Raw genomic sequence first — 20,062 nt, forward strand, 5'->3', positions numbered from 1 at the left:
TGCACATTTTATGATTAAATTTGAAGATAGGATTGGTAGCCTATGAAAAATTTACACAAAAGTCTGTAAAGGGTCATAATAATACCCAAGACCTTCTTATGATGATTCATAATATCTCTCAATTTAAAGTATAGCTAGCTCCAATGATAATATTTTATACACTATATATCTTTTAAAGAACAAACAAAGCAAAGACAACAAATTCAAGTTTTACAACTTATTAGTTATAGCTACACCAGGTCTAAAACGGTATATCATCATCAAAGTTAGATGAGTTAATTTCTGCAAAGTCAGGCATATCATTTTGTTTCTGCTGTTGTTGTTGATTTTGGTTAAAATTACCACCTGATTGCTGATTAAAACTTTGGTTATTTTGCTGATAATTAGGGTTAGGATTTCCTTGAGCTTGAGCATTACCTCCACCAACAAACTGGAAATTATTCGCAACAATCTCAGTTGTATACTGCATATTGCCATTTTTATCTTGCCATTTATTAGTGCGTAATCTACCTTCAATAAAAAGCTGTGAACCTTTACTAGCATATCTTTGAATTATTTCAGCAGTTTTACCAAATACAACAACACGATGCCATTCTGTAGTTATATTTTCACCCATGCCATCATTAGTTGCTATACTCAAAGTAGCTACCATTGTACCATTTTGTGTAGTTCTAACTTCTGGATCATTACCCAGTCTTCCAAGTAATATAACTTTATTTACTGTTCCTTTTGCCATTTCGATCTCCCATATTCTTTATATAATTACACTACTACAGCTTACAGCAAAAAAACTCACCTTATAAGCTGTTTAAAATATTTTTTTGACTTTTTTTAATTATATCTTTAAAAGTCACTATGATTCATTAATCGCAAAGTCTATCTCGTCAAAGCTAAAACCGTTATATGCTAAATAATTCATAGCTTTTTGTTTTAATTTAAAATCAGACTGCAATAGCTTAATATCTTTATATTTCTTATACAAACATCTTTGACATAACTCAAACCAATCAACATCTTGCTTATCTAAAATGCTTATAACTAAATCTTGAGATAAGCCTTTTTGATAAACTGCAGTATTTATAACCCTCTTTCTACCTCGAAGCTTAGATAACTCACTTGTTATAAACACATTAGCAAAACGTTCATCTGATAGCCATTTATTTTTCTCAAACTCATCAAGTAAAGACTCTATTTCTTGTGATGAGATATTATCTCTACTAAGAAGTTTATCAGAAAGTTGTTTACGTGAATAATCCTGCTTTGCAAGAAGATAAAAAAGATAGTTTTTTTCTTTAGATAAGCTCATCTTGAGTAGCTGGCTCAGAATCTTGTGGTGCATATTTATGAGGTAATAAAAGCTCAAGTATTGCTCTTTCAATTTCATCACGCTCTTGAGTATTTTCTTTTAGATAGTCTTTAGCCTTTTCTTTTCCTTGACCAATCTTCTTACCTTTATAGCTATACCAAGCACCTGATTTTTCTATAATATTATGTTTTGCACCTAAATCTACTAATTCAGCTTCTAATGAGATACCTTCACCATAGATAAGCTCAAACTCTGCTTGCTTAAATGGAGGAGCCACTTTATTTTTCACAATTTTAACTTTGATCTCATTACCATTGATATCAGTACCATCTTTAATAGCACCACCTTTTCTAACTTCTAAACGCACAGACGAATAGAATTTAAGAGCATTTCCACCAGTAGTAGTTTCAGGGTTACCAAACATTACACCTATCTTCATACGAATCTGGTTAATAAACATAACTAATGTATTTGAGCGTTTAATATTAGCAGTTAGCTTTCTCAAAGCTTGAGACATTAATCTTGCTTGTAGGCCCATATGAGAATCACCCATATCACCTTCAATCTCAGCTTTTGGTGTTAGTGCTGCAACTGAGTCAATAACTACGATATCAACACCTCCAGAACGTACAAGCATATCTGCTATTTCCAAAGCCTGCTCACCTGTATCTGGCTGAGAAACGATTAAATTATCAACATCAACACCTAAAAGTTTAGCATATTTAGGATCAAGAGCATGTTCTGCATCGACAAATGCTGCTGTACCGCCTTGCTTTTGACACTGAGCAATAGCCAATAAAGTAAGCGTTGTCTTACCTGAAGATTCATGACCATATATTTCTATTATACGACCCTTTGGATAGCCGCCAATTCCTAATGCCACATCCAAAGCTATAACACCTGATGGGACTACTTCTATATCGTGTGCAGCTTGCTGGTCTCCCAGCTTCATAACTGAACCTTTACCAAATTGCTTTTCAATCTGTGAAAGAGCTGACTCTAGAGCTTTTTCTTTACTCATAATTATATCCCTAATTTATATATTAATGCTGCTTACCATCGATAGACTCATTTAAAGAGTCTTGGTACATAGCATCAAAGTTTACTGCAGATAAACATAATTGAGGAAAACCTCCGCTTAGCACTAAGTCTGAAACCGCCTCACGTGCATAATGATAAAGGATATTTGGACAAAATGCTTTTTTAGCATGCTCAATTTGCTCTTCTTGCATATTTGATACTGTAAAAATACCTGCTTGTTTAACTTCTATCTCAAAGGCTGTCATTCCGTCATTCTCAACCTTTATTTCAAGCGTTAGAACACTTTCATAAGTGTTTTCTTCTGGAAGATTCACCGCATCAACCTTTAAGTCAGTATGTAACTCTGGCTTCCATGCTGTGGCCCATATTTTGTCAGAATTAGGTATAGAAAAAGAAAGATCTTTTACATAAACTTTTTGAATTTGAAATTGTGGTTGTTGATCCATTTTAATGATCCTTAATAATTTTTATTTCGCTAATGATTTAACTGGGTAACTAGCCTTCATCCATTCACCTAGGCCTCCATTAAGTACAAATACTTGCTCAAAGCCTTCTTTACGCAACTCTTGCATTGCTTTTGTAGCATTATCACCATAGACTACGATAGGTTTTGCTTTATATTTAGCTAACTTGTTATGCTTTTGTGCAATTTCACCCAACTGAATATTCTGAGCACCTATAATATGTGCTTTTGCAAAAGCTTCTTGATCTCTTAGATCTAAATATACACCTTTACCTTTATTTACAGTTACTACAGCATCTGCAACAGATAATGAATATTTAGATTTCTTAGTTTGAGTTAGCTCAAAAACTATATATATCACTAACAGTAAGATAAAAGATAAACAAAACACTAAGTTTTGTGAAACGAAATAGCCTAAATTTTCCATACTTTAATTGTCTTTTATAATTATTTCTAAATATAAACTAAGATTATACATAGCTTTAGATATAAAAAAAAGAAGCTTTTAATTTAATCAAATAGACGGATTTGAAGAAAGACGAAATATTATTATTTAGCTTACTGCATTTTAGCAATAACTTGCTTAGTTACATCTATACCATTTACATTATATAGGCTCATCTCAGCAGGCAATACAGCATCACAGCCTTGATCTTTAGCAACATCACCAGAAGCTTTTGTTAATGCATCTTTGAATGCATCTGCATCATTAGAAGCCATCTTCTGAACTTGATTCATTAGATCTTGATACTGTTGCATAGCTTTTTCAAGGTCTGCTTGTGCTTGTTGCTTATCTTGATCTTCTGTTTTGTCTGCTGCTTTTGCTTGAGACTTATCGCCTTTAGCATCATCAGAAACAACATCATCTTTTTCTACAGTGTATGAATTTACTTTCTGTTGTAAAGTAGTGATTGTCTTTTTAAGCTTATCCATTTGAGGCTTTAATTTCTGCTGGTCTGCTGTAACTTTTGCTTTACCAAGAGGAGATGTCTCAAAAATATCTTGAACATTTGCAAAGCATACACCACCAGCCATAGCTGTTGAAACAGAAACCATTAAACCACCAGCAATTACCGCACCTAAAACTGTTTTTTTCATAGTTTTTCCTTATCCTTTTAGTTTTAAAGTTCTTTCTCTATCGATTATAGTCATGGTTTTTTCATGTTTCAATATTTATTTAAAACTAAAGCTACTCTCTGATAACGCTCTATAATAAACACTATTGCCTAATTTATTAGATACGGCTGTGAGGAAATCTAACGGTTGGGTATAATCAACAACGTCCAAATCATTTAATTTCTCTCTTCTTAGCTGATCAATAGATGCAAATCCATCTACAAGTCCCATTTTCTTTGCTTCTATACCACTAAAAGGAGCTCCTGAGAAAGTTGTAGCCATAGACTTATCTTTTAACCTGTCTCCTCTAGACTTTTCAACAGCATTTATAAAGACCTGATGAGTCTCATCAAGAAGCTTTTTAAACTGTTTTGTTTGACTAGGTTTTTCTGGTGAAAAAGGATCTAAAAAGTCTTTATTAGTTCCTGATGTATAGGTTCTTCTTTGTATTCCTAGTTTATCCATAAGACCTGTAAAGCCAAAGCCGCTGCCCACAACTCCTATAGAACCTGTAATTGTCATTTTATTTACATAAATTTCTTTGGCTCCCGCAGCTACATAATATCCTCCACTCGCACAAACATCAGTACATACAGCATACATAGGTATTTTCGGATATTTCTTTTGTAGATATCTCATATGTGAATATATATCATCTGCTTGTACAGGTGAACCTCCTGGACTATTTATCTCAACAATAACTGCTTTTGTCAGCTTACTATCATATGCATCATCTAAACTCTTGTTTATCCTTTCTGCGTTAGCCTCTGAATCAGAAGCAATAACACCTTGAACTTTTACCAACGCTATATGTGAAGTTAGATCTTTTGATGATGTAAACAATCCTGGCACAATGATAATCAATACAATTAAAATAATTATAATCCTACTAAAAAGCCTCCAACGCCTTTTACTTTGCATATCTTTTATATGTACCTTAGCTAGTTTTTCTAAAGTTTCATTCGAAATGTTATTTTCCATTTCAGCTCCATATTTGTTAATATCTACAGAATAAATTTTAAACGCATTTTAATAAAAATACATTAGCTAAATTCGGAGATAATAAAATGCCAATACCTTTAGAAACAAAATCTAATAATTTAGGCTTAAAGAATATTAACAAACATATCTTTCTATGCTGTGACCAAGAAAGACAGAAGTGTTGTGCTGGTGAAGTTTCACTAAAGTCATGGGACTATTTAAAGAAGAGATTACAAGAACTAAAGCTATCGCAAAATGGCCATATTTATAGATCTAAAACATATTGCCTAAGAATTTGCCAAAATGGTCCCATAGCTGTAGTTCATCCTGATAATATCTGGTATCACTCATGTACTCCAGAGGTTTTAGAAGAGATTATCCAAAAGCACCTAATTAACGGTGAAATAGTTGAAAAATACGCTTTTAGCAAACCTCAAGAATAATTATTAACCTTTTCTCACATAGCATACCTTTCGTTATTAAACTCCTTGTGGATATATATGATCATATGTATATTTGAAATTACCATCAGGCACATTTAATATACGAGATAGGTTATGCAAGAATACGTAACAGGAAGGAAAGTCTCAAATACCGTAGCTGATGCTACAAATGTAGCTGAATATGTTGTTGCAAGACTTGTAGACCTGGGAATCACAAATTCATTCTGCGTCCCTGGAGATTTTTCATTCTCGATTGATAGAGCTCTTATTAACAACCCTAAGTTAACAAACATTATCAATGCTAACGAGCTAAATGCTAGTTATGCAGCTGATGGCTACGCCCGAGCTAAAGGAGCTTCTATTGTCTCTACCACATATGCAGTTGGAGAGCTTAGTGCATTAAATGGAGTAATGGGATCAAAAGCAGAAAATCTGGTTGTATTTCATATAGTTGGAACACCTAATGATATTGCTGTCGCTAAAAAAAGACAGATTCACCACACATTAGGAGATGGTCAGTTTGATACTTTTTTTGATATTTCCGCTACTACAGCTTGTGTCTCTGCCACAATCACCCCTGATAATGCTCGTAGGGAAATGAATCGAGTCATTGCAGAAGCCTTTAAACAGCGTAAACCTGCCTATATATGCATATCTCTTGATGATGGAAAAAGAAAAGTTACAGATAGTTCCCCTGATAACTTTGATTGCTCTAATATTCAAAGTGATACCTTACAACTTAAGAAAGCTTATAAGTTTATACATGACAAGCTAAGCAGTACAAAAAAAATCGTTGCAATACCATCTATCAAGCTTGATCGTTTCAATCTAACCAACAAAGCTATTAACCTGATAGAAAAGTTAAATATTCCTTTTGTAATAATGCCTCATGATAAAAGTGTAATATCTGAAACTCACCCTAACTATGTTGGATTTTATGCAGGTAATCTCTCTGATAAAGGTACTTCAAAAATAGTTGAAGAAGCTGATATAGTTTTAAATATAGGGGATGCTCTATGGTCTGATTTCAATACATCAGCTTTTACAAATAATCTTAATATAGATAAGGTTATAAATTTAGCCCCTGGTTTTGTCGAAGCAGATAATGCTTATTTTAAAAATGTCTACTTATCCGAACTTATCGATGAACTATTAGAAACATCAATAAGTATAAATTATAAACCAGAATATTCTAAACCTAAAATAAAACCATACTCCTTAGAAAAAAAGCCCCTCACATTAGAAAACTTATATAGACAAATATGTAGTTTTTTAAAAAATTCGGACAACATTGTTGTTGAAACAGGATCTTCATCCTTAAATTTTGTTAAATATCCATTACCTCATGGTACGAAGTACTATAATCAAACATTATGGGGGTCAATTGGCTGGGCAACACCTGCTGCTTTAGGAGTTGGTCTAGCTAAACCAGACTCAAGGACTATATTATTAACAGGTGATGGTTCACATCAACTAACTCTCAATGAACTCGGAGTTATGGGAAGATATAATATAAATCCTATAATTATCTGCATAAATAATGCCGGTTATACTGTTGAAAGAGCTTTAGAGCTTGATCCAGATCCAAATTATGATGATATAGCTCAGCTAAACTATACACTTTTGCCTAAAGCCTTTGGGTGTAAAGATTGGCTATCTATCAAGGTTAAAACGGAGCTTGAACTTGCTAATGCTCTAAAAAATGCAGGAGGACATACAAAAGGTGTTTATATCGAGGTAATAACTGATAAGTATGATTATGGTGAAATTCTTGATTTTTATAACCACAACCTTAAACAAATGTATGGCGATGGCTAAAAATTATTTTTATTAAAAAATAGATCAACGAATATCTAGACTTTTTACAAGAGTTTACTTAAATGAGGATAAAGTAGCACTCATAAATCTGATATATTTTTTATAATTACCTTTATTTAACCAAAGAGTAGTTATTAGGCATATCATAAAAATATAAATCGATAACGTTCCTAAAAATATCCACTGCAATATAAAAACAACTACAGGAGTCAAAGTCATTATATAAGCATTGTTTATCGCTCCTATACGTATAACACTACTTTGTGATAGAAATATTGGTATAACCATGTTTAGAAATGCTATTGATACTAGGCTTGTCAATAAAACTAAACATGCATGTATTGAATATACCGCTGCAGGGATTCTACTATGAAATATAAAAAAGTATATTATACAGCCTACTAAGAGTAGCCAAAACCTTGTTGATAAGATATCTAGAGATGTCAGCTTATTATTTCTAGCAAACTTTTCTGAAATATTAGAGTATATAAAAATTATAACCCCAGTAAAAATAGAAATCATTATAGGAGCCATATTTCCATGATAAAAAACGAAAACAGCGAAAAATAACATCAATATAGATAATATACTATTTATAAGCTTTTTATCATAGATAGAAGCAAATAACGCCTCCCCTAATATTGATAAAACTATAGCAAGAATGGGAGAACCAAAAATAGTTCCATAGTATGTACCGCCCCACATTAAAGCTATACATACAGACATCTTTAACCATGTTGAAAAATCATAATAAACAGCTAAGTATGATCGCTTAAGCCGTCTAAAATTAGCAACATTAAAAGCCAATGCTGTAATAAATGTTGTTACTAAAAGCATAAAGACAACATTATTGCTACTACCCAAATCATCAAGCCAGATTAATGACACTGACATAAATAACACATATGAAAATGCTTGTATATATCCCAAAATCATTTCAAAAAAGCTCCTTGTCTTTCTAATTCTGAGATATTTTGAGTATCTTCATCAATACAATCTTGACTACTAGACTCTAACAAATAAACTCCGACTAAATCTAAGACATTTTGTGTAACAGAGTCAGATGAGTTATTAAATAAGAAGAGCTCACTATAGTCTGACTTAATATTCTTAGAAAGAATATCTTTATCAACACTATTGTATTTACCAATGAAGTTTTTGAGAATATACAGCCGCAGTTTTTTATGTTTTTGAGGCTCAGTAAGTGTTGTCCTACCTTCAATAAGCTTATGAATTCCTAAGATCTGATCAAGCCCTTGCCTTTTTGAAGAGGCTAAATTTAATATTCCCCTGAGTCCCGAAACACGCATATTAAGCTCTATTAAGAATAGCTTATCGGATGAAGCATCATGCATTACCTCCCAGTGCGCGGGACCATTTTTTATTTCAAAGATATTCAATAGCTTTTCCACATAGTCAACGATAAATTTAACTTCTGGGTCTACTGCACTTTTAATATCAACATAGTGACATAGAAAATTGCCATTCTCTATGCTCTTATTATACTTGCCAATAGAAGTTATAATATGACTACCTTTAAATGAAACGGTATCTATATAGTATTCTTCTCCTGAAATAAGCCCTTGTAATAAATAATTATCTACATTCTCAAACATAGGCTTATTATAATCATTAAAATACTGGTTAATTTGCAACCTATTATAAATATTTTTTACGCCTACAGACCCTCCAGAATTACTATCTGGCTTTAAAACTATATTTTTGTACTTATCAAAAAAATCATGTGTATGCCCAATCTTCTCATCCTTAGTTAAGCAGTCTCCTAGCTTTAACATAGGAACTGATGGTAAACCAGAGTATTTAATATTTTCTTGCATAGCATATTTACTGTAGCGTTTGTTAGAACTCTTATAGCAATTAGCAAAATCAGGTAGGTACCTAGATAGCAATTGATCTGCATAAACAACAGAAAACTCTTCATTACAAAACGCATATCTTATATCGTAATTGCTTACAAAGTACTCAAAATTCTCTTTATCTTTCTCAAGGTTGTTTGCACTGACTCTAAATGAGTCAAATATTGAGCTACTTATACTACTATCATAATTTGATGTAGCTAGCCCCAAAACCTTATAACCCCAGCGACTTAACTCAAAGATAACATACTCTATTGAAACATTTGGATCTATGATTAATACTGCCTTCTCCATTTAATCTCCTCCTTAAAAATAGCATTAACAGCTAATTCTCAACTTACATAATATATTATTAAATAAAAACACATATAAGTTAAAAATATACTTAACGTATTTTTAACTAAAATAAACTAAGAAGCAATATAATTTTTTGATTCCTCAAAAAATAAGAGTATAATTCATATTCAAGATCTATAGTGGTATACTATATTTCAGAAATCTTCAGGGCAGGGCGAAATTCCCTACCGGCGGTAACTGTTTACAGAAGCCCGCGAGCGCTTTCTAGAGATATTTAGAAAGGTCAAGCAGATTTGGTGCAAATCCAAAGCCGACAGTATAGTCTGGATGGAAGAAGATTGGTAAAAACTTGTGAACTTTTCATGAAGCCTGAATTCAATATTTATATTGTTTTTTGCTTTTGCTATGTTTTGCTCCCCTGCCCTAAATGTAACTATAAAGTATTAGACGGGCATATGAAAAATATTGACATATACTACATGCAACAAGCTTTGACCTTAGCAAATAGAGGCAGACTCACTGTCTCACCGAACCCAATGGTTGGCTGCATTATAGTCAAAGATGGGGCTATTATTTCTGAAGGCTGGCATTCAATGGCAGGTAAATCTCACGCAGAAGTATATGCATTAACTAAAGCAGGTGATCAAGCTAAAGACTCTACGGTATATGTAACTCTTGAACCATGCTGCCACCAAGGTAGAACTGCTCCATGTACAGATGCACTAATTAAAGCAGGTGTAAAAAAAGTAATAATTGCAACACTTGATCCAAACCCTAGAGTAGCAGGTAAAGGCATCAAAAAACTAAAAAGCGCTGGGATAGAAGTCAAAGTAGGACTTTTAAAAAAGCAAGCACAACAGCTAAATAAAGTATTCTTCCACTATCAAAAAAACAAAACTCCTTTTGTATACGCTAAATGGGCAATGTCTTTGGATGGTAAAATAACTGTTAATGGTGATGATTCAAAAAAAATAAGCTCTGATAAAGCCTTTATTAACACTCACCAATTACGTAATATTTGTGATGCAATTTTAGTTGGTAAGCAAACTCTCATTGAAGATAACCCAAGTTTAAATGTGCGTATAAATATCAATAAACTTAGTAATCCTACAAGATTTGTTCTGTTTGGTAGAATTGATAAAATTGATAACAACTGGAAGATTTTAGATCAGAATATTGCTAAAACTATTTTTGTTTGTAATGAGATATCTGATAAAGCAAAGGATCAACTTAATCACTTGGGGATTGAATACTGGGCATTATCATCAAATAATAAACAAGTTTGCTTAGAGAGTCTATTAGAGAAAATGGGTAATATGGGTTTAACAAGTCTTCTTGTAGAAGGAGGTAAAAAGACTCTAAAGAACTTTATCAACCAGAAGCTTATAAACGAATTTGATACATACTTAAGCCCCGTAATAATAGCTGATCACAACCCCAAAGAAGAACTATGTTTCAATAGAATAACCAAACTAGGCAATGACTTGCTCATAAACTCTAGTTTTAAGGAAAATAAGAATGTTTAGTGGCATTGTACAGCAACTAGGTGAAGTAAAAAAAATATCCACACGAAAAAATGTCAAAACTTTTGATATAGCTTTTAGCAATAGTCAAAAATGTAAAATTGGTGATAGTGTAGCAATAAATGGAGTTTGTTTAACTGTTACACAACTAAAAGATGGTGATATAGCTAGTTTTGATGCTGTCCCAGAAACACTAAAAAAAACAAACCTAGACCAGCTAGAACCTAATGCTTCAGTAAATACAGAACTTGCCCTTTGCTACGGTGATGTTGTTGGTGGGCATATGGTCCAAGGTCATATTGATGAAAAAGGTATGATTAGGAATATCACTGATGTAGGTGGTGCTTGGATGATTGAAATATCAGCATCAATAGATTTCCTTAAATACCTAGTAAATAAAGGATTTGTAACTATTGATGGTATGAGTATAACAATAGTTGAAGTTCTAAATAAGTCTTTCACAGTAACTCTTATACCTCACACAATTGATGCAACTATTGCAAAAAACTACACTCAAGGCTCTATAGTGAACCTTGAAGCAGATGCAACAGGAAAATATATCTACAAGTATATAAAAGGATTTAAAGAAAATGTTTAAACAAATAAAAGATAATGTTGAAAGTGCTATCCATGCCCTTAAACAAGGTACACCTGTAGTTGTGCTTGATGACTATGATCGTGAAAATGAAGGCGATATGATATTACCTGGTCAAAAAGCCACTGAAGAGAATATTGCTTTTATGTTAGAGCATACCAGTGGTATTGTTTGTTTATCTATGAACTCAAAGCAAGCAAACCAGCTAAACCTATCGCCAATGGTTGCTGCTGATAAAAATAATAGTACGTTCTCAACTCCTTTTACTGTAACGATAGAGGCTAAAGAAGGTGTTACAACAGGAGTCTCTGCAAAAGATAGAGCTCATACTATTCAAGTTGCATCAAAGCCGGATGCTCAGGCTGATGAGCTTGCTCGCCCTGGCCATATCTTTCCTCTTATTGCTAATGACAAAGGGGTTCTAGGTCGTAATGGTCATACTGAGGCAACTGTGGATCTTATGAAGCTTAGTGGCTTTAATAGCGCTGGAGTGTTATGCGAGCTTATGAACAAAGATGGCTCAATGATGAAAGCCCAACAACTTGAGGAGTTTGCTAAGAAACATGCCCTTCCACTATTAACTATTGCTGAACTATATCAATACCGCTTAGCTACTGAAATATTTATTGAAAAAACTGCTAGCTCTACAATCCCTTTTGATCACGTTGGTGAGCTTGAGATGGCAGTGTACAAAGACAAGTTTAATAACGAAGAGGTTGTTGTGCTTTCTAAACCTTACAAAGGTGACAAACCTTTAGTAAGAATGCACTCTTCTTGTTTAACTGGAGATCTTTTTGGATCATTACGTTGCGACTGCCAAGCACAACTTAAAAAGGCTATGCAAATGATCAATGAAGAAGGTGGATATCTAATTTACCTAAATCAAGAAGGTCGAGGCATTGGCTTAACAAACAAGCTAAAAGCATATAATCTACAGATGCATGAAAATATGGATACTATCGAAGCAAATGTTGCTTTAGGCCTACCTGTTGATGCTAGAAAGTATGACTTAGCTATACAAGTTCTAAAGTACAATAAGATTAATAACTGTAGACTTATCTCTAACAACCCTAAAAAAGTCAATGCTTTAGAAACTGTTGGAATACATACAGAGCCTGTTTTTTGTGAAGCTTTTGTTAACTCACATAATAAAGACTACTTAATAACAAAAAAAGACAAAATGAAACACATTATCAAAGGATTATAGGTATAAATATGGAAAAATTAGCGATTGTTGTAAGTGAGTTTAACTCTTTAATCACAGATAAAATGCTAGAAGGTGCTTTAGAAGAGGCTTACTCTCAAGGATTAAAAGATAGTCAAATCTATATTAAAAAAGTTCCTGGGGCTGTTGAGCTTCCATACGCAGCTAAACTTTTGGCTGAAACATCAAAGTTTGAAGCTGTAGTATTATTAGGTTGCGTAATCCGTGGAGAAACAGATCACTATGACTATGTATGTGACCAAGTAAGCTATGGCACCCAAAGAGTTATGCATGAATATAATTTACCAATAATTTTTGGTATATTAACTACGCATAATAAGGAACAGGCCTTAGAAAGAGTTGGTGGTAAAAAAGGACACAAAGGAAAATACTGCGTCCAAGCAGCTCTAACTATGGCAAAAATGAAAAAAGATATATTAGAACAAGGAGTATAAATATGTCTTTAGAGATCTTAAAATACCCTCATCCTGTTTTAAAAGAGACTGCAAAAGAAGTCACACGTGAGGAAATTAATGATCAACTACGTGAAACCCTAGATGAAATGCGTGAGATGATGCTTGAAGCTAATGGTGTTGGACTAGCTGCTATACAGGTTGGTATCAAAAAAAGATTTTTCATAATGTTTGATAGCCTAGATGACTCATCGCCAGAGATTATAGCTATTATAAATCCTAAGATAATAGAGCAAGACGGTGAAGTGATTGATGAAGAAGGTTGCTTATCATTCCCCGGTGTCTCAGCAAAAGTAAAAAGAGCTACAAGTGTTAAAATATCAGCTTTAAATGAGTTTGGTAAGGAGGTTATAATTGAAAAGGAAGGTTTTCTAGCTCGTTGCATACAGCATGAAATAGATCATCTTAATGGTATAACATTTTTTGATCACCTTGGTTCTCTAAAGAGAAAAATGATAGAAAAAAAATATAAAAAACTTATGAAAGAAAACTCTCTTGCATAAGTTTTTTATATTTTTTGGTGGACAAAGCTTTACTTTTTATAGCAAAACTAGGCAGAATTATCGCTGTATAAGTGTAAAAACGGAATTAATATGCGCAATATCTTAAAAAAAACATCATTACTATTATTTGTCTTATTGATAGCTTCATGTGGAATGCTAACAGGAGATAAATTTGTTTACGTTGGTCATGGTAAAAATACCCCTGACTATCAATTATATTACGATAAAACTCGTAAAATGTTTGTTCTAATCGACAAGCGAAACGGATGCTTCCAAAAAGACGATACTGGAACATGTTTTGCTCTATCTCTACAACAAGCAAGAGAGTTTAGAAAGAAAGTTCTTGTTAAAATGATTGAAATAGATCTAAAACTTGCAAAAGATAATTATGGTAGTTATGCAATCCATGAATTACAAAAAGCAGGTATAACAACTGTTAATAAGCCTATTAAGATCAAAGATGTTTATGCAACACCTATTAGACAAATTGTCATTGATAGAAAGCAGCAGTATCACTTAGTTAGACAAACATATAAAGTACAAGCAAACCTTGTAGCAATGGTTACAACTGATAGTGATGGTAAAAAACGTATCAAAGTTGCCTACACTGTTGACTTCCCTGGGCTAGAGAAGCGTTATGGTACAGAGCTTAGACCATTTGTAATAGATCCTGAATATTTATACACTCATATGACTATAGATACAGTACATGAAGCTCACTATATGCAAAAAGATGTACTAAGTAATCAAAAACAAGTTAAAAAAGAAATCGCTGATTACCTTAATGAGGTTGTAGATCAGGATAAGAAAGCAAATGCCGACAACAACCCTGAAGAAAATATTGCTAATGAAGTAGCTTCTCAAGATAGTGATATAGTTACAGATAACGATCTTCAAGCAAATACATTAAGTAGTGGTAGCTCTATCACTACAAGCTCTTCTACTGCAGAAAAGTTAGATAGTGAAAGTAGTACAGCTATCCCTACAACTAAAGTAAGTAGCGGTAGTTCAATAGTAGCTAACACAGATGAAGATAGTAGTGACAAGTTTGGATCAGTAAAGCAAAAAAACACTTCTATTATGGGCAAACTTGATAGTGAGTAATATCAAATCAATGTAGATAATAACATTTATATTTCTAATTTTTCTTAAACTATAATACCTCCTCCAAGACATACATCTCCATCATAAAAGACCACTGATTGACCTGGAGTGATAGCTCTTTGAGGCTGGTCAAATATTACTTTAACCGAACCATCTGACATTACAGATACTTCACAAGGTTGATCTTTTTGTCTATAGCGAACTTTGGCTTTACATTTAAAGTTATCTGCAAGAGGATGTCCCGCTACCCAACTTAAATCTATAGCCTCTAAAGAGTCTCTAAAAAGCATAGGATGATCATGTCCTTGCACTGCAATAAGAACATTATTTTCTAAATCTTTTTTTGCAGCAAACCACGGTACTTCTGGGCGGTTCTTAACACCTCCAATTCCCAAACCTTGCCTTTGGCCTATTGTATAATACATAAGTCCATCATGCTGGCCAATTTTAATGCCATTCTCATCATGAATCTCACCCTTTTGAGCAGGTAAGTATTTAGATAAAAACTCTTTAAATTTACGCTCACCAATAAAACAAATACCAGTACTATCTTTTTTATCAAAAGTAACAAGGCTATTCTCTTTTGCTATTTGGCGAACTTTTTCCTTTTCTATATCTCCTATTGGAAACATTGTTTGCTTTAATTGCTCTTGCCCAAGAGGGTATAAAAAATATGTTTGGTCCTTATTATCATCCAAGCCTTTAACAAGCTGCACAGAACCATCATCTAAAACGCGTATGCGAGCATAATGGCCTGTTGCTATATAATCACCACCTAAAAGATGAACGTAGCTTAAAAAGGCCTTAAATTTAATTTCTTTATTACATAAGATATCAGGATTTGGTGTTCTACCTGCTTTATACTCGGTTAGAAAATGCTCAAAAACATTATCCCAATATTCTGCAGCAAAATTTATCTTCTTAAAAGGAATGCCTATAGAATCACAAACTGCTTGAGCATCAACAATATCTTGCTCAGCTGAACAAAACTCGTCTGTATCATCCTCTTCCCAGTTTTTCATAAAAACACCTGTTACATCATAGCCTTGCTGCTTTAGTAACAACGCCGAAACTGAGGAATCAACACCTCCTGAAATACCTACTATTACTTTTTTAGACATAAAATACTCTTATAAATACTTATTGATACAAATTATATATTAAACATAGTAATCATTACAAAATATGCTAATAAATTTTATACTCTTGAAATTAGATTCGAAAGATTTTGATTTTAGTAAAAATTATTTTTTTAATACAGATAAGAAAGCTTCTTGTGGAATTTCAACTGAACCAATATTTTTCATTCTCTTTTTACCCTCTTTCTGCTTCTCTAGAAGTTTTTTCTTACGTGAAACATCACCACCATAACATTTTGCTAAGACATTTTTACGTAGAGCCTTAACTGTACTTCTAGCAACAATAGTACCACCAACAGCAGCCTGAATAGCCACTTCAAACATCTGCCTAGGGATAAGCTCTTTTAATCTTTCAACCAGATCTCTGCCTTTATATTTTGCTTGATCTTTATGCACAATACTTGCTAAAGCATCAACTTTATCACCATTTATAAGTACATCTAGACGCACCATATTTGCAGCTTCATAACGAATAAGCTCATAATCTAATGAACCATATCCTTTAGTCACAGACTTTAAAGTATCAAAGAAATCAGAGACAACCTCAATCATTGGTAAGTCATAAGTTATAGAAACTTGACTACCAACATAGTTTAAATCAACCTGCACACCTCTTTTCTCAACACAAATAGTAATCACACTTCCAACATAGTCTTTTGGCACAAGAATATTTGCTCTTACAATTGGCTCATGAATCTCTGCAATAGCTCCTGGCTCTGGTAGCTTTGATGGATTATCAACTTCAATCATTTCACCATCTTTCTTAACAGCCTTATAAACTACTGTTGGTGCTGAAGTGATTAAATCAAGGTTATATTCACGCTCTAACCTTTCTTGGATAATCTCCATATGTAACATACCAAGAAAACCACATCTAAAACCAAAACCTAAAGCTTGAGATACTTCTGGCTCGAAGAAGAGTGAAGCATCATTTAAGCTTAGTTTTTCTAAAGCTTCTCTAAAATCTGGATAATCATCAGAGCTTATCGTAAACATCCCCGCATAAACCTGAGGTTGTACCTTCTTAAACCCTGGTACTGGTTTATCTGTGGGATTATGTGTATGTGTAAGAGTATCACCAACAGGGGCACCGTGAATGTCCTTGATACCTGCAATAATAAAACCAACTTCGCCGGCTTTTAAATGATCAAGATCTTTCATCTTCGGTGTAAACACACCTACTCTATCAGCCTGATAAGAAACTCCCGTTGACATAACCTTAAACTTCTCACCTTTCTTCAAAGTTCCATTTTTAATTCGAACTAGAGATACTACTCCCAAGTAATTATCAAACCATGAGTCAATAATCAAAGCTTGCAACTTATCATTAATATCACCTTGTGGTGCCGGAACTTTAGCAACTATTGTTTCTAGTACATCTTCGACACCTATACCAGTTTTTGCACTACAAGTAGTCGCACCTGTTGCATCGATACCAATTATCTCTTCAATCTCTTCTGCTACTCTATCAGGTTCAGCAGATGGAAGATCTATCTTATTTAATATAGGAATCACCTCTAAATCTTGCTCAATAGCTGTATAGCAGTTAGCAACTGTTTGCGCCTCAACACCTTGAGCAGCATCAACGACAAGTAGAGCACCCTCACAAGCAGCTAATGAACGCGAAACCTCATATGAGAAATCAACATGCCCAGGAGTATCAATAAAGTTAAGCTGATAGGTTTGTCCATCCCTAGCTACATAATCTAAAGTTACAGACTGAGCCTTGATTGTAATGCCTCGCTCTCTTTCTATATCCATAGAATCAAGAACTTGTTCTTTCATTTCACGCTCTGTTAAACCATTACAAACTTGGATAAATCTATCTGAAAGAGTCGATTTCCCATGATCAATATGCGCTATTATTGAGAAGTTTCTTATATTTTTCATATATATGTATACTTTATAGGTTATTTACAATTTATAAATCTAGCTAACTATTATGCTACAAAATGACGTTAAAATGTAGTGATAGTACTATTTAAATAACTAATATTGATTAATTATCTTATATTTTTATTGACAAAAAAGCGTAATATATGCAAAATACTTTAGCTATTATATTTATATGTTTGTGTTTCTCGATTTATCCCCCAGAGAAACTAAAGTTATAAAAAGTTAAAAAAATTAAAACTGGAGAATAAAATTGGCTAACTCAAAACAAGCGAAAAAAAGAATTATTCAAGCAGAAAGAAATCGTCAACATAATGTTGCTCGTCGCTCTATGATGAGAACTTTCTTGAAAAAAACAGCATATGCTATAGAGAAAGGTGATGTTGAAGCTGCAAAAGAAAACTTCACAAAAGTAGTTCCTTTACTAGACAAATATGCTACTAAAGGTTTAATCCATAAAAATAAAGCAGCTAGACATAAGTCTCGCCTAAGCGCTAAAATCAAAGCTCTTTCTGCTGCTTAATCCATTCTTTTAAATTAGATATTTCTTATAAATTACTTTCTTGTGTATATATTTAGTGTTATTTTATTTGTTAAAATGACGCTATATTTATATTTATGCCTACTACTAAAATCTACTATACAGATAATATTCAAATATCTAACAAACTAGATAAGTTTAGCAAAGATTTACACTTAACTCTTGTTGAAACAATCAAAACGGATATTCACACATGTAGGACTTTGATCTACCCATGTAAAAATTATATGGTTGGTGATAGTTACAGCAATTTCGATGGATTTATTCAGCTTGAAATAGACATTCTTCCTGGTAGATCTCCCGATCTACGTAAAAAACTAGGAAATCTTCTGTTGAAAGATTTAAAACTAGTTTGTCAGGACTGTGATGTATCTATAGATTATCGTGTCATTATAAGAGAAACAGATACTGAATTTTATTTTGGCCTTTAGAATACTGGCTCTTTTGTTGGAGGTGCATAGTTTCCAGAAATCCCAACTAGCTTGTCTTGGTTATTAAAGGTCAATATTAGTTTTGACTCATTAAAATTACTTGACTGCATATCCTTTTTGTAAGTATTGATATAAATATACTGATTAGGGTTAAAAGTATCTATCATATCTGGTGAACCTAAAATATACACAACCTCACTCTTAGTCATATCAGGCTTTATTTGTAAGAGCTCTTTATTTAGTATTTTTTTACCTTGAGGAACAGGAGCCGTATATGGATCTATACATCCTGCTAAGAAAAAACTAACCATAGCCAAGATAGTAATTTTAGTTAATTTTTTTGAATTCATTTTATTAATCTTCTAGGCCTGCAAATAATTTTTGATCAATGATATCACATAAGCAGTGAATTATAAGAAAATGATTCTCCTGTATACTAGCAATATTATCAGAAGGAACTCTCAACTCTATATCTTGTGGATTATACATATGCTGTAATCTCCCACCATCTAGACCTGTTAAAGCGATAACTTTCATTTCTAAATCATGAGCCTCTTCAACAGCTTTTAATATATTCTCAGAATCACCACTAGTAGAGATAGCTAATAAAATATCATCTTCATTACCAAGTGCAGCTACTTGTTTAGAAAATATCTCAGCAAAGCCATAATGATTCCCAACAGCTGTAATAGTTGCCGTATCTGCAGTCAAAGAAACCGCAGGTAATGGAGGTCTCTCCATCTCAAAGTGGTTTAATAGTTTTGAAGAAAAGTGCTGAGCTATCGCACCTGAACCACCATTACCACATACAAGGATCTTGCCACCATTCTCAAGGCAAGAGACCATAGCCTTAGCAGCTTGTGCTATAGCTGGAGGTAAAACATTTGCTGTTTCTATTTTAGCTTGTATACTACTTTCAAAATAGCTATTAACCTTATCTAAAGAAGTCATTATTTACTCTATATTTAAGTCCTAGAAAAATTTTACTATATTCAATTTTTGATAGCCAGTGTAATAAGTAGTATTTCAAATGAATATAAGATTATGTTAAAAAAAACTCTCTTTTGTATTACAATGTATATTTAAAGCATTTAATTTAGCTACAGGATCAAGATAAAGATAGTGTTGCACCTTAGATCTCAATTAGGAATTTCATTATTAGAGGTTTTGTTTGTAATTGGAATAATAGCTTTGATCGCTTCGATATCTATCCCTGTCTACTCAAACTATACAATTAAGGGAGTGTTGCAATCTAAGCAATAATTGGAGTAAATTTTGAAAATCTACATTTCTTGTCTAAAAAATGACTATAGC

At 33.1% G+C, this 20,062-nt stretch carries 23 protein-coding genes and 1 riboswitch; of the genes, 10 read left to right on the forward strand and 13 right to left on the reverse strand.

Annotated elements, in window-relative coordinates; all coding sequences use genetic code 11:
* Positions 1-241: 241 nt before the first annotated feature.
* The 7 genes from AB8E56_RS08025 to AB8E56_RS08055 all read right to left on the reverse strand — a co-directional run bounded on the left by AB8E56_RS08025 (position 242) and on the right by AB8E56_RS08055 (position 4,907).
* Entirely contained in the window at positions 242-736 is a 495-nt protein-coding gene (locus AB8E56_RS08025) for a single-stranded DNA-binding protein (protein ID WP_329479877.1), read from the reverse strand.
* Positions 737-853: 117 nt separating this feature from the next.
* Positions 854-1,306, reverse strand: coding sequence for a regulatory protein RecX (locus AB8E56_RS08030; protein ID WP_329479879.1), 453 nt, complete (start codon positions 1,304-1,306; stop codon positions 854-856).
* Positions 1,293-2,327 carry a recombinase RecA gene (gene recA / locus AB8E56_RS08035; protein ID WP_329479881.1) on the reverse strand — a complete coding sequence of 345 codons (1,035 nt, stop codon included), beginning with the start codon at positions 2,325-2,327 and terminating at the stop codon, positions 1,293-1,295. The genes AB8E56_RS08030 and recA overlap by 14 nt, the downstream gene beginning before the upstream one ends.
* 22 nt (positions 2,328-2,349) lie before the next feature.
* A complete protein-coding gene (gene secB, locus AB8E56_RS08040) occupies positions 2,350-2,793 on the reverse strand; it encodes a protein-export chaperone SecB (protein ID WP_329479883.1) in 444 nt (147 codons plus the stop codon).
* A 21-nt stretch (positions 2,794-2,814) separates the two neighbouring features.
* Entirely contained in the window at positions 2,815-3,237 is a 423-nt protein-coding gene (locus tag AB8E56_RS08045; RefSeq protein WP_329479885.1) for a rhodanese-like domain-containing protein, read from the reverse strand.
* A 131-nt stretch (positions 3,238-3,368) separates the two neighbouring features.
* A complete protein-coding gene (locus tag AB8E56_RS08050) occupies positions 3,369-3,908 on the reverse strand; it encodes an OmpH family outer membrane protein (RefSeq protein WP_329479887.1) in 540 nt (179 codons plus the stop codon).
* Positions 3,909-3,983: 75 nt separating this feature from the next.
* Positions 3,984-4,907 carry a S49 family peptidase gene (locus AB8E56_RS08055; RefSeq protein ID WP_329479889.1) on the reverse strand — a complete coding sequence of 308 codons (924 nt, stop codon included), beginning with the start codon at positions 4,905-4,907 and terminating at the stop codon, positions 3,984-3,986.
* Positions 4,908-4,993: 86 nt separating this feature from the next.
* Here AB8E56_RS08055 and AB8E56_RS08060 point away from each other — a divergent pair, with 86 nt between their 5' ends.
* Entirely contained in the window at positions 4,994-5,350 is a 357-nt protein-coding gene (locus AB8E56_RS08060) for a (2Fe-2S) ferredoxin domain-containing protein (RefSeq protein WP_329479891.1), read from the forward strand.
* A 114-nt stretch (positions 5,351-5,464) separates the two neighbouring features.
* Positions 5,465-7,168: a thiamine pyrophosphate-dependent enzyme gene (locus AB8E56_RS08065; RefSeq protein ID WP_329479893.1), complete on the forward strand. Its 1,704-nt coding sequence runs from the start codon at positions 5,465-5,467 to the stop codon at positions 7,166-7,168.
* A 54-nt stretch (positions 7,169-7,222) separates the two neighbouring features.
* Here the strand turns inward: AB8E56_RS08065 and AB8E56_RS08070 are convergent, their stop codons facing one another.
* Entirely contained in the window at positions 7,223-8,104 is an 882-nt protein-coding gene (locus tag AB8E56_RS08070; protein WP_329479895.1) for a hypothetical protein, read from the reverse strand.
* Positions 8,101-9,339, reverse strand: coding sequence for an ATP-grasp domain-containing protein (locus AB8E56_RS08075; RefSeq protein ID WP_329479897.1), 1,239 nt, complete (start codon positions 9,337-9,339; stop codon positions 8,101-8,103). The genes AB8E56_RS08070 and AB8E56_RS08075 overlap by 4 nt, the downstream gene beginning before the upstream one ends.
* Before the next feature lie 199 nt (positions 9,340-9,538).
* Positions 9,539-9,685: riboswitch (FMN riboswitch) on the forward strand.
* Positions 9,686-9,797: 112 nt separating this feature from the next.
* Here AB8E56_RS08075 and ribD point away from each other — a divergent pair.
* The 6 genes from ribD (at position 9,798) to AB8E56_RS08105 (ending at position 14,744) form a co-directional block, all read left to right on the forward strand.
* A complete protein-coding gene (gene ribD / locus AB8E56_RS08080) occupies positions 9,798-10,868 on the forward strand; it encodes a bifunctional diaminohydroxyphosphoribosylaminopyrimidine deaminase/5-amino-6-(5-phosphoribosylamino)uracil reductase RibD (RefSeq protein WP_329479899.1) in 1,071 nt (356 codons plus the stop codon).
* Positions 10,861-11,463 (forward strand): riboflavin synthase, encoded by a 603-nt coding sequence (locus tag AB8E56_RS08085; protein ID WP_329479901.1) that lies wholly within the window; start codon positions 10,861-10,863, stop codon positions 11,461-11,463. The genes ribD and AB8E56_RS08085 overlap by 8 nt, the downstream gene beginning before the upstream one ends.
* Complete coding sequence (gene ribB / locus AB8E56_RS08090) at positions 11,456-12,667, forward strand: 3,4-dihydroxy-2-butanone-4-phosphate synthase (protein WP_329479903.1); 1,212 nt, start codon at positions 11,456-11,458, stop codon at positions 12,665-12,667. Before AB8E56_RS08085 ends, ribB begins: the two co-directional genes overlap by 8 nt.
* An 8-nt stretch (positions 12,668-12,675) precedes the next feature.
* A complete protein-coding gene (gene ribH, locus AB8E56_RS08095) occupies positions 12,676-13,119 on the forward strand; it encodes a 6,7-dimethyl-8-ribityllumazine synthase (protein WP_329479905.1) in 444 nt (147 codons plus the stop codon).
* A 2-nt stretch (positions 13,120-13,121) separates the two neighbouring features.
* Positions 13,122-13,640 (forward strand): peptide deformylase, encoded by a 519-nt coding sequence (def, locus tag AB8E56_RS08100; protein WP_329479907.1) that lies wholly within the window; start codon positions 13,122-13,124, stop codon positions 13,638-13,640.
* A gap of 90 nt (positions 13,641-13,730) precedes the next feature.
* Positions 13,731-14,744, forward strand: coding sequence for a hypothetical protein (locus tag AB8E56_RS08105; protein WP_329479909.1), 1,014 nt, complete (start codon positions 13,731-13,733; stop codon positions 14,742-14,744).
* Between the two features lie 44 nt (positions 14,745-14,788).
* On the opposite strand, the gene mnmA is transcribed toward AB8E56_RS08105, so the two are convergent.
* Positions 14,789-15,865, reverse strand: a complete 1,077-nt coding sequence (mnmA, locus tag AB8E56_RS08110) for a tRNA 2-thiouridine(34) synthase MnmA (protein ID WP_329479911.1) — start codon at positions 15,863-15,865, stop codon at positions 14,789-14,791.
* A 123-nt stretch (positions 15,866-15,988) separates the two neighbouring features.
* The gene (lepA, locus tag AB8E56_RS08115) at positions 15,989-17,773 is read right to left on the reverse strand and encodes a translation elongation factor 4 (RefSeq protein ID WP_329479913.1); all 1,785 of its coding nucleotides are present in this window, start codon (positions 17,771-17,773) and stop codon (positions 15,989-15,991) included.
* A gap of 256 nt (positions 17,774-18,029) precedes the next feature.
* Between lepA and rpsT the strand changes: the two genes are divergently transcribed.
* Together rpsT and AB8E56_RS08125 are read left to right on the forward strand one after the other, a co-directional pair.
* A complete protein-coding gene (rpsT, locus tag AB8E56_RS08120; RefSeq protein ID WP_329479915.1) occupies positions 18,030-18,299 on the forward strand; it encodes a 30S ribosomal protein S20 in 270 nt (89 codons plus the stop codon).
* Between the two features lie 95 nt (positions 18,300-18,394).
* The gene (locus AB8E56_RS08125) at positions 18,395-18,748 is read left to right on the forward strand and encodes a hypothetical protein (protein WP_329479917.1); all 354 of its coding nucleotides are present in this window, start codon (positions 18,395-18,397) and stop codon (positions 18,746-18,748) included.
* Here AB8E56_RS08125 and AB8E56_RS08130 read toward each other — a convergent pair.
* Positions 18,745-19,098 carry an outer membrane protein assembly factor BamE gene (locus tag AB8E56_RS08130; RefSeq protein WP_329479919.1) on the reverse strand — a complete coding sequence of 118 codons (354 nt, stop codon included), beginning with the start codon at positions 19,096-19,098 and terminating at the stop codon, positions 18,745-18,747. The genes AB8E56_RS08125 and AB8E56_RS08130 overlap by 4 nt on opposite strands.
* Before the next feature lie 4 nt (positions 19,099-19,102).
* Positions 19,103-19,699 carry a phosphoheptose isomerase gene (locus AB8E56_RS08135; RefSeq protein ID WP_329479922.1) on the reverse strand — a complete coding sequence of 199 codons (597 nt, stop codon included), beginning with the start codon at positions 19,697-19,699 and terminating at the stop codon, positions 19,103-19,105.
* Positions 19,700-20,062 lie beyond the last annotated feature (363 nt).

The organism is Francisella sp. 19X1-34 (genome assembly GCF_041102755.1).
Taxonomy (GTDB): domain Bacteria; phylum Pseudomonadota; class Gammaproteobacteria; order Francisellales; family Francisellaceae; genus Francisella.